The organism is Streptomyces sp. NPDC002790, assembly GCF_040295505.1.
Classification (GTDB): domain Bacteria; phylum Actinomycetota; class Actinomycetes; order Streptomycetales; family Streptomycetaceae; genus Streptomyces.
Genome location: NZ_JBEOVM010000012.1, coordinates 36556 through 49433, shown reverse-complemented (window position 1 = coordinate 49433; position 12878 = coordinate 36556). Strand labels below are relative to the sequence as shown.

Below are 12878 nucleotides of genomic sequence, written 5' to 3'. Positions count from 1 at the left end.
TAGTCGGCCCTGCCGGCACGGAGAGCCAAGAACGAACGTTGTTCAGAATGGATTGAACGATGTTCATTCCGGGTCTACAGTCCTCCCCATGACGAACCCTGATGCGTCATCAACTGTGCTCACGCACTCCTCCCGGAGCGCTCGGCGCCGCGCCGCCGACGGGCGGGCGGCGGCGGAGACCGCCACCGAGGCCGGTGCCCTGCTGCTCGCCCATCGCACGGACCGGGAACGCGCCGGCGCCGATCCCTCCGAGGTGCGCGCGACGGGTGACCGGCTCTCGCACGACTTTCTGGTCGCCACGCTCGCCCAGCGATTCCCCGGCGACGCGGTGCTCTCCGAGGAGGGCGCCGACGACCCCGCCCGGCTCGCGGCAGACCGGGTGTGGATCGTCGACCCCCTAGACGGCACACGCGAGTTCGGTGAACCGGGACGTTCCGACTGGGCCGTGCATGTCGCGCTGGTCGAGGCGGGGCGACTGGTAGCCGGCGCCGTCGCGATGCCCGGCCTCGGTGTCACCTTCTCGACGGCGGACACATTCGCCGCACCCGCCACGTTGCCCGCCGTGCCCCGCGTGGCCGTCAGCCGCACCCGTCGGCCCGAGCCGGTGATGGCCATGGCCGAGGCGCTCGGCGCCGAACTGATCGAGATGGGCTCGGCGGGGGCCAAGGCGATGGCCGTGGTGTGCGGCGAGGCCGACATCTACGCCCACGCCGGCGGCCAGTACGAGTGGGACTCGGCGGCGCCCGTCGCGGTCGCCCGCGCCGCCGGACTGCACGTGTCCCGGATCGACGGATCCGAGCCGCACTACAACCAGGCCAACCCCTGGTTGCCCGATCTGCTCATCTGCCGTCCCGAACTGACGGACCGTGCGCTGGGGGTACTTGGACGATGACACCCACTCTGACCCACCTCGAACGGCTCGAGGCCGAGAGCATGCACATCATGCGGGAGGCGGTCGCGGGGAGCGAGAACCCCGTGATGCTCTACTCGGTCGGCAAGGACAGCGCGGTGATGCTGCACCTCGCGCGCAAGGCGTTCCACCCGTCCAAACTGCCGTTCCCGTTGCTGCACGTCGACACGACGTGGAAGTTCCGCGACATGTACGCCCTGCGCGACGAGACCGCGGCCGCCGCGGATCTGGACCTGCTGGTGTACCGGAACCCCGAGTGCGTGGAGAAGGGGATCAACCCCTTCACCCACGGGTCGGCCGTGCACACCGACATGTGGAAGACGGAGGGGCTCAAACAGGCCTTGGACCTCTACAAGTTCGACGCCGCGTTCGGCGGTGCGCGCCGGGACGAGGAGAAGTCGCGGGCCAAGGAGCGCATCTTCTCGATCCGCTCGGCCGAACACCGGTGGGACCCGAAGAAGCAGCGCCCCGAACTGTGGCGGATGTACAACGTGCGCAAGTCGCCCGGCGAGAGCGTGCGCGTATTCCCGCTGTCCAACTGGACCGAGCTCGATGTCTGGGAGTACATCCGGCAGGAACACATCCCCATCGTGCCGCTCTACTTCGCGGCGAGGAGACCGGTCGTCGAACGCGACGGCACGCTGATCATGGTCGACGACGAGCGGATGCCGCTGCTGCCGGGTGAGGAACCCGAGCTGAGAAGCGTGCGCTTCCGCACACTCGGCTGCTACCCGCTCACCGGGGCCGTGGAGAGCGTCGCCGAGTCCCTGACCGACATCATCCAGGAGATGTTGCTGACCCACACATCGGAACGCCAGGGCCGCGTCATCGACCACGACAGCAGTGCGTCGATGGAGAAGAAGAAGCAGGAGGGCTACTTCTGATGACCCGTTCGTTGACCCGTGCGACCGATCTGATCGCCGACGACATCGAGCAGTACCTCGAGCAGCACGCGAGCAAGAGCATGCTCCGCTTCCTCACCTGCGGCAGCGTCGACGACGGCAAGTCCACCCTGATCGGCCGGCTGCTCTACGAGTCCAAGCTGATCTTCGAGGATCAACTCACCGCGCTGGAGACCGACTCCCGCAAGATGGGCACCCAAGGCGAGGGCCTCGACTTCGCGTTGCTCGTCGACGGGCTTGCCGCCGAGCGCGAGCAGGGCATCACGATCGACGTCGCCTACCGCTACTTCTCCACCGAACAGCGCAAGTTCGTCGTCGCCGACACGCCCGGCCACGAGCAGTACACCCGCAACATGGTGACCGGGGCCTCGACCGCGGACCTCGCGGTGATCATGGTCGACGCCCGCAAGGGCGTGCTCACCCAGACCCGCCGGCACTCCTACCTGGTGTCGCTCCTCGGCATCCGGCACGTGGTGCTCGCGGTCAACAAGCTCGACCTCGTCGGCTACTCGCAGGAGGTCTTCGACCGGATCGTCGGCGAGTACTCCGCCTTCGCCGACGAGATCGGTCTGAGCGACGTCGTGGCCATCCCGATATCGGCGTACGTCGGGGACAACCTCATCGAGAGCAGCCCCAACACCCCCTGGTACCGAGGCCCGACGCTCATGGGGCACCTGGAGACCGCCCAGATCGACGACGACCTCCGCGCCGCCCCGTTCCGGCTGCCCGTGCAGTGGGTGAACCGGCCGGACCTGGACTTCCGCGGGTTCTCCGGTCAGATCGTCAGCGGCGTGGTGCGGCCGGGCGACCGGGTGCGGGTGCTGCCGAGCGGCCGGGAGTCGGCGGTCGCCCGGATCGTCACCAGGGACGGCGACCTGACGGAGGCCACGGCCGGCCGGTCGGTCACGGTCACGCTGACCGACGAGATCGACGTCAGCCGCGGTGACGTGCTCGCCGTGGCGGACGACGCGCCCGGTGTCGCCGACCAGTTCGAGGCTCACCTGGTGTGGATGGGTGAGGAGGAGATGCTGCCCGAGCGCTCGTATCTCTGCCAGATCGGCACCATGACCGTGCAGGCACGGATCACCCGGCCCAAGCACCGGATCAACGTCAACACGCTGGAGAAGGCGGCGGCGAACACCCTCGCGCTCAACGAGATAGGCGTCTGCAACATCAGCTTCGACCGCCCGGTGCCGTACGACGCGTACAGCGCCAACCGGGACACCGGCGGCTTCATCCTGATCGACCGGCTGAGCAACAACACGGTGGGCGCCGGCATGATCGCGCACCCGCTGCGGCGCGCGGACAACCTGCACTGGCAGGTGGTCGACGTCAATGAACGCGCTCGCGCGGAGCTGATGGGCCATCGCCCCCAGGTCCTGTGGCTGACGGGCCTGTCCGGCTCCGGGAAGTCGACGATCGCGAACGAGATCGAGCGCCGGCTGCACGCGCTCGGCGTGCACACCTATCTCCTGGACGGCGACAACGTGCGCCACGGCCTGAACCGGGACCTCGGATTCACCGATGCCGACCGGGTGGAGAACATCCGGCGCGTCACCGAGGTCGCCCGGCTGATGGCCGACGCGGGTCTGGTCGTCATCGCGTCGTTCATCTCGCCCTTCCGCGCCGAGCGGGAGGCGGCCCGGGAGTTGGTCGGGCCCGAGCGGTTCTGCGAGGTGCACGTGGACACCCCGCTCGACGTCGCCGAGGCGCGGGACCCGAAGGGGCTCTACCGGAAGGCGCGCCGCGGCGAGCTGCCCCGTTTCACCGGAATCGACTCGCCCTACGAGCCCCCGCTCTCCCCCGAGGTACGGATCGACACCACGTCCGCCTCGCCGGCGGAGGCGGCCGACCGGATCGTCGACGTGCTTCGCTCGCGCGGCGCCATCGCCTGACAAAGGAGCCCCATGCCCAGTCGGGAAGAAATCCACTCGGCCATCGAGTCCTATGTTAGACACCTCGGCAGCCACGATGTCGACGCGCTCGTGGCGTTGTTCGCCGAGGACGCCGTCCAGCACGAGCCGCTCGGTGTCGCCGCCTACCGGGGGGTCGACGAGATCCGGGCGTTCGACACCGAGAACGCGAAGGTCGACTTCACCGTCGGCCTGCTCTCGCCGATCACCGTGACCGGGAGATTCGCCGCGACACAACTCCGTGTCGAGCGGGCCGGCATGACTCCCTTCGTGGCCACCGACCTGTTCGAGTTCGACGACGCGTGCCGGATCGTCTCGCTCAGCGTGGTCCTCGATCCCCTGGCGCTCGCCGACCCGGTGGAGTGGGCGCCGTGACCCGGATCCCGTTGCTGGAGGGAAAGGTCGTCCTGGTGTCCGGGGTGGGCCCTGGCCTCGGCCGCTCCCTCGCGGTACGCAGCGCCCTCGCCGGAGCCCGGCTGGTGCTCGCGGCCCGCACCCGGTCCAGGCTGGACGCGGTCGCCGACGAGATCCGCGGCCTCGGTGGCGAGGCCGCCGTGGTGCCGGCCGACCTCACCGACGACGCCTCGGTCGAGAACCTCGCGCAGCAGGCGCACGACGCCTTCGGCCGCCTCGACTCGGTGGTCCACAACGCGTTCGTCCAGCCCGCCCAGGTCCGGCTCCTCGACGCGGAACCCGACGACGTACGCCAGGGGCTCGAGATCAACCTGCTGGCGGCCCTGAGCCTCACCCGCAAGGTCGCGCCCGCGCTCGTGGAGGCCCAGGGTTCGATCGTGGTCATCAACTCGATGGTGCTGCGGAACCGGCTGCCGGGGTTCGGCACCTACCGGGTCATGAAAGCGGGGCTGCTGGCCCTCGCCCGGAGCCTGTCCCTGGAGCTCGGGCCGCAGGGGGTGCGCGTCAACTCCGTGGCGCCCGGCTACATCTGGGCGGACTCGGTCCAGGCGTGGTTCGAGCGCCTGGCGCGCGAGCGCGGCGTCGAACCGAGCGTGCTCTACGACGAGATCGCGGCGGAGACCGATCTGCGCCGGCTGCCCGAACCCGACGACATCGCGAACACCGCGGTGTTCCTCGCCTCCGACCACGCGCGGGCGATCAGCGGGCAGTGCCTGGACGTCAACTGCGGGCACGCCCACCACTGAACCGGAGAGACACACATGACCGTCCACCATCACTCCCCCACGGTCGGGACCGCCGACGAACTCCTCGCACTGGCCACCGAGGCGACCGGGCTCACCGACTTCGGCGACGACGACTTCCGCGAGGGCCTCGACGTACTGATCTCCAGTTTCGACAACGACGCGCGGCTCACCCCGCACGGCAGGACCATCGCGCGCGCCATGCTGACGAAGGCTCTGAAGGGCAGGGTGCTCAGCGAGGCGGCGTTCGCCCGGCATCCCGAGCACACCGAGGTACCGATCGAACGGCCGGTCTTCGTCTGCGGCCTCATGCGCACGGGCAGCACCGCGCTGCACCGGCTGCTGTCCGCCGACCCCGGCCAGCAAGGCATCGAGACATGGCTCGCCGAGGCCCCGCAGCCGCGGCCCACCCGCGAGGACTGGCCGGACCACCCCGACTTCCAGCGCGTCCAGGCCCACTTCGCCGCGCGTCGGCGCAACGAGGCGGAGCTGATGAAGGTGCACTTCATGGACGCCGACGAAGTCGAGGAATGTTGGCAGCTGTTGCAGCAGTCGATGCGCTCCGTGGCCTTCGAGTGCGTCTCGTACCTCCCCACGTACTCGACGTGGCTGGCCGGACAGGACTGGACCGACACCTACGCCCGGCACAAGAAGAACCTGCAACTGATCGGCATGAACGACCCGGAGAAGCGCTGGGTGCTCAAGAACCCCAGCCATGTCTTCGCGCTCGACGAGATCATGCGGATCTACCCGGACGCCCTCATCATCCGGACGCACCGCGCGCCGCGCACGGCGATGGCCTCGACCTGCAGCCTCGCGGAGCAGGGCAAGCACGACATGTCCGAGGCATACGACCGGAAGACCATCGGCCGCACCCAACTCGCCCTGTGGTCACGGGGAATCGAGCACTTCGAGACGGCCCGCCGCCGCTACGACCCCCGGCAGTTCCTCGACGTCGACTACCAGGACTTCGTCACCGATCCGCTCGGCACCGTCGAGGACATCTATGGCCACTTCGGCCTGGAGTTCACGGCCGTCGCGCGCGAGGCGATCGAGGCCTCGCACCGCAGGAGCCTGGGCGCCCACCGGCGCCCCGAACACCGCTACTACCTGGAGGACTTCGGCCTGACCGGGGCCGAGGTCGACGAACACTTCGCCACCCACGCACGACCCGGTGTCCGCACACATCCGACCGAGCAAGGGGAATGACCATGAACGCCGTATGGGAGAAGTTCTGCGCCGATCTGCTGGACGCCGGGAGCGTCCTGCAGGACGACATCGTGCCGCAGGATCCGCTGACGCAGGCCGAGGGCGTCCGCTACCTGAGCCGTCTGCTCCGGTACGCGACGATCAACTGCGTCGAGTACACCGACCCGCGCTGGCCGAGCTTCACATCGGCGCCCAACCCGAACATGAGCACCAAGATCGGGGCCGACAACCCCGACAACGTCTACATGCGTGCCAACATCTCCGGCAGGCACACCTACCGGATCACCGGCAGGCGCGGCACCATACCGCTGGTGACGTTCGGGTCACGCGTCAACCGCTACCACATCGACGGCACCATGCTGCAGACCGGCGATCTGCACGCCCACGACCTCACGGTCGACGAGCACGGCGGGTTCTCGATCATCGCGAGCGTGGACAAGCCCGCGGAAGGCGACTGGCTCCCGCTCGCACCGGACAGCAATCTCATCTCCGTGCGGCAGACCCACCAGGACCGCCCCCACGAGATCCCCGCCGAGCTGACCATCGAATGCCTGGACCCGGACGGCGAGTTCACCCCGCTGACCCCCGAGCAGATCGGCGAGCGGCTCACCGCGGCCGTCGGCAACGTCCGCGGCACCGCGAACACCTTCCTCGAGTGGTGCCGCAAGTTCGCGCCTCGGCCCAACGAGATCGTGGACTGGGGCCAGGACTACTTCCAGAAGGCCGGCGGGGACCCGACGATCTTCTATCTCCACGGCTACTGGAAACTGGCGGAGGACGAGGAGTGGGTGATCGAGACCGAGGTACCGAACTGCGAGTACTTCAACTTCGTGCTCCAGAACTTCTGGATGGAATCCCTCGACTACCACCGCACCAACATCTACCTCAACAACCACACGGCGAAGCTCAACGACGACGGCACCCTGACCATCGTGGTGGCGGCGAAGGACCCGGGCCACGGCAATTGGATCAACACGGACGGGCACCGTGAGGGCACCTTCGCGCTGCGCTGGATCAAGGCCGATGCGCATCCCATCCCGACGTCGAAGGTCGTGAAGCTGCCGGGTGCGGGGCTATGAGGTTCACGCTCGCGCCGGCCATGGTGCCGCTGGACCAGCTCGTGCCGCTGGCGAGGACGGCCGAGGAGTGCGGATTCCATGCCGTCGCGCTGCCGGACTCGGTGTTCTTCTCCGAGCGCGCCGCCGCGAAGTACCCCTATACGTCCGACGGTCGGCGCATGTGGACCGAGGAGGCCCCGTTCGCCGACCCGCTGATCGCCGCCGCCGCGATGGGCGCCGTGACCCGGTCCCTCGTCTTCCGGACGAACGTGCTGAAGCTCGGCTCCCGTAACCCGCTGCTCCTGGCCAGACAGGTCGGCACGGTCGCGAACCTCACCCAGGGACGGTTCGAGCTGGGTGTCGGGGTCGGCTGGGCGCCCGAGGAGTTCGAGTGGTGCGGGGTGCCGTACGAGCGCAGGGGTGCGCGGGTCGACGAGATGATCGAGGTGATCCGGCTCGTCCTCGGCGGAGGCATGGTCGAACACCACGGCGAGTTCTACGACTTCGACAGGCTCCGGATGAGCCCCGCTCCGCCGCGCGAGGTCCCCCTCGTCGTCGGCGGCCACACCGACGCGGCGCTGCGGCGCGCGGCCCGGGTCGGCGACGGGTGGACCTCGGCGCTGATGGGATTCGATGAGTTGGTCACGACCATCGCGCGACTGCGCGCCCTGCGCGCGGAGTTCGGCACCGCCGACCGGCCCTTCGACATCCAGGCGTCGGGCGCCGATCGCCACGGCGCCGAGGGCTACGCGGAGCTCGCGGCCGCGGGTGTCACCAACGTGACGGTGTCACCGTGGGCGATGAAGGGGCTGCCGATGGACGGCCCGGTCGAGGAGAAACAGGATTCCCTCAGGGAGTTCGCCGCCGAGCACATCGGCTGAATCCGGTCGGCCGAAGACCACTGTCCCCCGAGGCGATCGCCTCGGGGGACAGTGACACGTGCCTACGGGCCGCTCAGGGCAGGTCCGGCGCCCAGGCCACCCCGTTGATGTGCGCCCCGCCGTCGACGAAGAGCGTGTTGCCGGTGACGTAGCGGGCGCCCTCTCCGGCGAGGAACACCGCCGCGGGGGCGATGTCGCGGTCGGGGTCGCCGATCCGGCCCATGGGGTTCATGGCGGCGGCCTGGGCCTCGAGTTCGGGGTGTTCGCTCATCATCCGGTGGAAGGCGGCGCTCTTCGCACCGGGGCAGATGGCGTTGACGACGACTCCGGTCGGCGCCCACTCGCGCGCCGCGGTCCTGGTGAGGGTGCGCAGGGCCTCCTTCGCGGCGTTGTACTCCAGGGTTCCCATGTGGGCGTTGACACCGTTGAGACTGCACATGTTGATGACACGTCCCCATCCCCGCCGGCGCATGTGCGGGAAGCATGCCTGCATCGCCCAGAACGGCCCGTAGAACCCGATGCCAAGGCCTCGGGCCAGCATCGTGTCGGTCTTGTCCTCGACACGGCCCACGTTCCCGGGCGACCAGGCGTTGTTGACCAGGATGTCCACGCCGCCCCACTCCTCGAGCGCCGTGTCGACCATCGCCCGCACCTGCGCCTTGTCGCCCACGTCGGTGCGGACGAAGCGGCCGCCGATCCGCTCGGCGGTGGCGCGGCCAGTCTCCTCGTTCAGTTCCGCGACCAGAACGCCGGCGCCCTCGGCGGCGAACCACCGGGCCACCGCGGCGCCGATGCCGTCGCCGGCTCCTGTGACGATCGCGACGCGTCCTTCGAGTTGCATGTTCCGGCTTCTCTCTCCCGTCCGGGATCCCGTGCCTTGATGACCGATGACCGGTGGCCGGTGGCCGATCGGGGTGCTTCAGGAAGTCCCCGGCCCGCTGTCCGGCTCGTCGCTTCGGACCCGTATCCGGCCGCCGACCGCGGCCTCGCCGATCGCGGTCATGAGGCTGTGGAAAGAACTCGCCGTGTCCATGATCAGCGTCATCCGCTCGACCATCGACGGCGGAAGCTCCTTGCGAGCGGGCGTGTCCACAGCAGCCACGTCATTGACAACCGTCATGGGCCCTCCTCCTGCTCTCCTGAAATGAATTCTATTTTTGGAAGCTAGCAACGTGCGGGACCAGGAGGAAGAGGTGTGCACGGGATTCCGCCGGAGGCTCTTCGCGCCTGCCGCGGCCGACCTCCCGATCAGCGGGACCGGCCGCCTCCAACTCCCGGTCCTGCGTTACGAATCGCCTGAACAGCACGCACGCCGCCGACGGTACGAGGAGAGACTCCATGCGCATCGGGATCACATCACCCGTGGTGGTGCAGCTGCCGGGCGCCGCCTCCCCCTGGGAGGCGGACGCCGGCATCGACGAGCTGAGCCTGATCGCGCGCACCGCCGACCGACTCGGCTTCCACCACCTCACCTGCAGCGAACACGTGGCGGTCCCCGTCGACGTCGCCCGGGAACGCGGCGGCACCTACTGGGACCCACTGGCCACGCTCGGCCACCTGTCCGCGCAGACCAGCCGCATCCGGCTGGTCACCCAGGTACTCGTCCTCGGCTACCACCACCCGCTCCAGATCGCCAAGCGCTACGGCACCCTGGACCGACTCAGCCACGGCCGCGTCACGCTCGGACTCGGCGTCGGCAGCCTCGCCGAGGAATTCGACCTGCTCGGCGCCGAGTTCACCGCCCGCGGGGCACGCGCCGACGACGCCCTACGAGCCCTGCGCGCCGCGCTGTCCCAGCGGGTCCCGGAGTACCGGGGCGAGCACTACTCCTTCAAGGACTTCGTCGTCGAACCGCACGCCGTGCAGGAATCCGTCCCGCTGTGGGTCGGCGGCCGGACCCCGCGCTCGCTGCGCCGGGCCGCCTCACTGGCGGACGGCTGGGTGCCGTTCGGCCTCGCGCCCGACCGACTGCGCGACATGCTCGCCAAGACCGAACTGCCGGACGGCTTCGAGATCATCCTCGCACCCGGCCGCCCCCTCGACCCGACGGGGGCGCCGAAGGACACAGCCGCCGCCCTGACCCGACTGCGCGACGCGGGAGCCACGCTACTGTCCGCCTCCATCTCCGCACGGTCCGCGGACCACTACTGCGAGCAGCTGGACGCCCTGTACACGCTGGCCCGCGAGCTCTGACGTCCCCTCAACCCGACCGAAGCGAACGGCCGTTGAGCGACACCGAGATGACCGGGCGCACGGAGATCGCGGCCATGGTCCGCTCCCCCAACCACCAACGGTGGATCGCCCAGGGCTACGCCCATGTCTTGGGCGCACCGCGCGTACGCGTGCGCGGGAACGAGGCCGACGCGGTCTGCTGCACCACCATGGCCGTCCGCGATCCGGACACGGGCGCGTTCACCCTGCGCCGCGCCACGGCGAACCACTGGCGGCTGCGCCGGGGCCCCGACGGCGGCCGGCGCGTGACCGTCCGTACGAACCGGGTCCTGGACGGCCGTACCGAGTCCCCGGAACTGCTCGCCTCCGGGGTGGTGGACGGAGCATGACCGCGGACACGGTGCACCAGGGCGTCGACGACCACCGGCTCATCACCGAGGCACTCGCCCGGCTCGCCTCGGCACTCGACACCCGTGACTGGCCGGGTGTCGGCGCCACCTTCACCGCGGACTCGACCGGCTACGGCGCCTCCGGCGTGCGGAACATCCTCGCCAAGGTCCGGGACCATCTCGGCGGCTGCGGCCCCACCCAGCACCTCCTCGGCAACCACCGGGTGACGGTGGGCGGCGACCGGGCCCGGTCCCTGACGTACGCGCGCGTGCACCACCAGGGCGCGGGCCCGTGGGCGGGCCACTTCTTCGAGTGCTGCGGCGAGTACGACGACCGCTGGGTGTGCTCGGACGGCCAATGGCCGTTGTACGCCCGGAAGTTCAGCATGACGATCCAGCTGGGCGACTTCGGCGTGCTGCGTCCGCCGGACGACCCGGAGGCATAGGCGGCCGCCCGACGGCCCGCGCCGTACGGCCGCTGCCGTGAAGCAGCGGCCGTACCGCGCGGGCCTGTTGGCGCGGGATATCCAACAGGGCGGCGCCGGGGAGTCAGCCCGCCGCGCCGCTCGCGGGCACCCGTGCGTCCCCGACCGGCGGGAGCGCCTCCGCCGGCTCGATCAGACCGCCGCGCGCCGGGGCACGGCCGTGCTTCATCAGCAGGGCGACCACCATGCCGACGGCACCCACCGCCGCCGCGTACGCGTACGCATGGGTGAGCGCGCTGTCGGCGTAGACCACGGAGCCGGCGGCCGCGTCGACCGTCAGCACATGGCCGGACATGACCACGCCCGTGAGCGCCGTGGCGATACCGGCGGACAGCACTGTGGTCATGCCCGCGATCGAGTTGCCCACCGCGTTCTGTGAGACGGGCAGGGAGTCCTGGAGCAGGTTGGCGTTGGAGGAGTGCAGGAAGCCGTTGGCGCAGCCGGCGGCCAGGGACACCAGGCCGATCTGCCACTGCACGGTGAACAGTCGGGAACCGAGGAGCATGACCAGGAGGAAGCAGGCGGCGCCGGCGATGAGGACGTTGCGGGCTCCGATCCTCGTGGTCAGATAGCCGCCGAGCGGGCCGACGAACATGGCGACGAGGCCCAACGGACAGGTCCACAGGGCCAGTTCGGTGGCGGAGAGCCCGGCGCCGTAGCTGAGTCCGGGGATGCCTTCCGGTGTCCGCAGCAAGGTGGGGCTGATCAGCGCATGCGCGTTCATCATGTACGACACGCACGCGACGGCCAGCACGGTGGGACCGAACCTCCGGCCCAGCAGCACATCGAGCGAGATCAGCGGGTGGCTGCAGACACGCTCCCACGCCGCGAACGCGATCAGCATGGCGACGCCGAGAATCAGACAGGTGAGCGTGGAGCCGGCCGTCCAGCCCCACGTCCGGCCCTGGGTGATACCCAGCAGCAGCACACCGATGCCCGGACCGAGCAGGATGGTGCCCACATAGTCGACGGGGCGGTCGACGCGCACCGGGCTCTCGGGGATGACGAAGGCGTAGAACGGCAACAGGACGGCTGCGTAGAGCGCGAGGAACCAGAAGACACCCGCTGCGCCGTGGGCCCCGATGAGCCAGCCGGCCATGAAGGGGCCGACGAGCGCCGCCATGCCGACCCCGGTCACCACGGCGCCCAGGGCGATGGGCACGAAGTCGCGCGGCAGGGTGTCGCGCACGAGGCTGTAGGAGAGGTTGACGATCCCGACGATGCAGCCCTCCAGGGCCCGCCCCACCAGCAGCATGGCGAAGGACGTCGCGAGCGCGCAGATCACGCTGCCGGCGAGGAAGATGAGGCCGAGCACGAGAATGACCCGCTTCTTGCCCCACTTGTCCGCGAACTTGCCGATCAGCGGCATGACGGTGGCCCCGGCGAGCGAGACGATCGAGGCGACCCAGGCGATGTTCAGCGTCTTGAACTCACTGGCGATGTCCGGCATCGCCGGGTACACCATCGTGACCTCGAAGGTGGCGGCCTCCGAGAGGAGGATGACCAGGACGAGCACGGCCACCGCCCTCCCTTTGGAGACCACCGCGGGGCGCGGGGTGACGTTGTCTGCCATCGTGTTCCTTTGTCCGGGTGCGGGATGCGAGGCGCGAGGCGCGAGGGTGCGGCGTAGAGGCGCTTCGGCATGCGGGGGGTGGACTGGGGAGAGCGTCAGACCTGCGTGTGCGGCGGCGAGTTGGTGTCCCAGGGCGCTGCCTGTTCCAGCTGTGCGGCCAGGGAGACGAGCAGCCCCTCGCCCCTGGCGGCGGCGAACTGGACGCCCAGCGGCAGCCCGTCACCGTCGT

Annotated in this window: 14 protein-coding genes; 11 read left to right on the top strand and 3 right to left on the bottom strand. The window is 69.7% G+C overall.

Translation table 11 applies throughout. The features are described from left to right. The first annotated feature begins 88 nt into the window (after positions 1 to 88). Genes ABT004_RS09285 through ABT004_RS09250 form a run of 8 tightly spaced genes read left to right on the top strand, consistent with a single transcriptional unit; the run spans position 89 to position 8030 of the window. On the top strand, positions 89 to 892 hold the full coding sequence (locus ABT004_RS09285) for a 3'(2'),5'-bisphosphate nucleotidase CysQ (RefSeq protein ID WP_351333235.1): 804 nt from the start codon (positions 89 to 91) through the stop codon (positions 890 to 892). Then, on the top strand, positions 889 to 1794 hold the full coding sequence (gene cysD / locus ABT004_RS09280; RefSeq protein ID WP_351333233.1) for a sulfate adenylyltransferase subunit CysD: 906 nt from the start codon (positions 889 to 891) through the stop codon (positions 1792 to 1794). The genes ABT004_RS09285 and cysD overlap by 4 nt, the downstream gene beginning before the upstream one ends. Continuing rightward, positions 1794 to 3707, top strand: coding sequence for a sulfate adenylyltransferase subunit CysN (cysN, locus tag ABT004_RS09275; RefSeq protein ID WP_351333230.1), 1914 nt, complete (start codon positions 1794 to 1796; stop codon positions 3705 to 3707). Before cysD ends, cysN begins: the two co-directional genes overlap by 1 nt. A gap of 12 nt (positions 3708 to 3719) precedes the next feature. Further along, on the top strand, positions 3720 to 4100 hold the full coding sequence (locus ABT004_RS09270) for a nuclear transport factor 2 family protein (RefSeq protein ID WP_351333227.1): 381 nt from the start codon (positions 3720 to 3722) through the stop codon (positions 4098 to 4100). Further along, entirely contained in the window at positions 4097 to 4885 is a 789-nt protein-coding gene (locus ABT004_RS09265; protein ID WP_351333224.1) for an SDR family oxidoreductase, read from the top strand. Before ABT004_RS09270 ends, ABT004_RS09265 begins: the two co-directional genes overlap by 4 nt. A 15-nt stretch (positions 4886 to 4900) precedes the next feature. Next, a complete protein-coding gene (locus tag ABT004_RS09260) occupies positions 4901 to 6091 on the top strand; it encodes a sulfotransferase family protein (RefSeq protein WP_351333221.1) in 1191 nt (396 codons plus the stop codon). Positions 6092 to 6093: 2 nt separating this feature from the next. Beyond that, positions 6094 to 7170 (top strand): DUF1214 domain-containing protein, encoded by a 1077-nt coding sequence (locus tag ABT004_RS09255; RefSeq protein ID WP_351333219.1) that lies wholly within the window; start codon positions 6094 to 6096, stop codon positions 7168 to 7170. Continuing rightward, the gene (locus ABT004_RS09250; protein ID WP_351333216.1) at positions 7167 to 8030 is read left to right on the top strand and encodes a TIGR03619 family F420-dependent LLM class oxidoreductase; all 864 of its coding nucleotides are present in this window, start codon (positions 7167 to 7169) and stop codon (positions 8028 to 8030) included. The genes ABT004_RS09255 and ABT004_RS09250 overlap by 4 nt, the downstream gene beginning before the upstream one ends. Before the next feature lie 73 nt (positions 8031 to 8103). Here ABT004_RS09250 and ABT004_RS09245 read toward each other — a convergent pair whose 3' ends face one another. Beyond that, positions 8104 to 8871 (bottom strand): SDR family NAD(P)-dependent oxidoreductase, encoded by a 768-nt coding sequence (locus tag ABT004_RS09245; protein ID WP_351333214.1) that lies wholly within the window; start codon positions 8869 to 8871, stop codon positions 8104 to 8106. A gap of 78 nt (positions 8872 to 8949) precedes the next feature. Further along, positions 8950 to 9150 carry a hypothetical protein gene (locus ABT004_RS09240; RefSeq protein ID WP_351333211.1) on the bottom strand — a complete coding sequence of 67 codons (201 nt, stop codon included), beginning with the start codon at positions 9148 to 9150 and terminating at the stop codon, positions 8950 to 8952. Between the two features lie 218 nt (positions 9151 to 9368). Here ABT004_RS09240 and ABT004_RS09235 point away from each other — a divergent pair, with 218 nt between their 5' ends. From ABT004_RS09235 to ABT004_RS09225, 3 genes are read left to right on the top strand one after another with little or no spacing between them, the layout of a single operon-like run. Next, a complete protein-coding gene (locus ABT004_RS09235) occupies positions 9369 to 10223 on the top strand; it encodes an LLM class F420-dependent oxidoreductase (RefSeq protein WP_351333208.1) in 855 nt (284 codons plus the stop codon). 32 nt (positions 10224 to 10255) lie between these two features. Further along, the gene (locus ABT004_RS09230) at positions 10256 to 10591 is read left to right on the top strand and encodes a nuclear transport factor 2 family protein (protein WP_351333205.1); all 336 of its coding nucleotides are present in this window, start codon (positions 10256 to 10258) and stop codon (positions 10589 to 10591) included. Further along, on the top strand, positions 10588 to 11037 hold the full coding sequence (locus ABT004_RS09225; RefSeq protein ID WP_351333202.1) for a nuclear transport factor 2 family protein: 450 nt from the start codon (positions 10588 to 10590) through the stop codon (positions 11035 to 11037). The genes ABT004_RS09230 and ABT004_RS09225 overlap by 4 nt, the downstream gene beginning before the upstream one ends. A 103-nt stretch (positions 11038 to 11140) precedes the next feature. Here ABT004_RS09225 and ABT004_RS09220 read toward each other — a convergent pair whose 3' ends face one another. Continuing rightward, entirely contained in the window at positions 11141 to 12649 is a 1509-nt protein-coding gene (locus ABT004_RS09220; protein WP_351333200.1) for an MFS transporter, read from the bottom strand. Positions 12650 to 12878 lie beyond the last annotated feature (229 nt).

Coding starts and splice junctions, on each gene's coding strand:
- ABT004_RS09285 (WP_351333235.1), top strand. CDS start 89: ATGACGAACCCTGATGCGTCATCAACTGTGCTCACGCACTCCTCCCGG.
- cysD (WP_351333233.1), top strand. CDS start 889: ATGACACCCACTCTGACCCACCTCGAACGGCTCGAGGCCGAGAGCATG.
- cysN (WP_351333230.1), top strand. CDS start 1,794: ATGACCCGTTCGTTGACCCGTGCGACCGATCTGATCGCCGACGACATC.
- ABT004_RS09270 (WP_351333227.1), top strand. CDS start 3,720: ATGCCCAGTCGGGAAGAAATCCACTCGGCCATCGAGTCCTATGTTAGA.
- ABT004_RS09260 (WP_351333221.1), top strand. CDS start 4,901: ATGACCGTCCACCATCACTCCCCCACGGTCGGGACCGCCGACGAACTC.
- ABT004_RS09255 (WP_351333219.1), top strand. CDS start 6,094: ATGAACGCCGTATGGGAGAAGTTCTGCGCCGATCTGCTGGACGCCGGG.
- ABT004_RS09250 (WP_351333216.1), top strand. CDS start 7,167: ATGAGGTTCACGCTCGCGCCGGCCATGGTGCCGCTGGACCAGCTCGTG.
- ABT004_RS09245 (WP_351333214.1), bottom strand. CDS start 8,871: ATGCAACTCGAAGGACGCGTCGCGATCGTCACAGGAGCCGGCGACGGC.
- ABT004_RS09240 (WP_351333211.1), bottom strand. CDS start 9,150: ATGACGGTTGTCAATGACGTGGCTGCTGTGGACACGCCCGCTCGCAAG.
- ABT004_RS09235 (WP_351333208.1), top strand. CDS start 9,369: ATGCGCATCGGGATCACATCACCCGTGGTGGTGCAGCTGCCGGGCGCC.
- ABT004_RS09225 (WP_351333202.1), top strand. CDS start 10,588: ATGACCGCGGACACGGTGCACCAGGGCGTCGACGACCACCGGCTCATC.
- ABT004_RS09220 (WP_351333200.1), bottom strand. CDS start 12,649: ATGGCAGACAACGTCACCCCGCGCCCCGCGGTGGTCTCCAAAGGGAGG.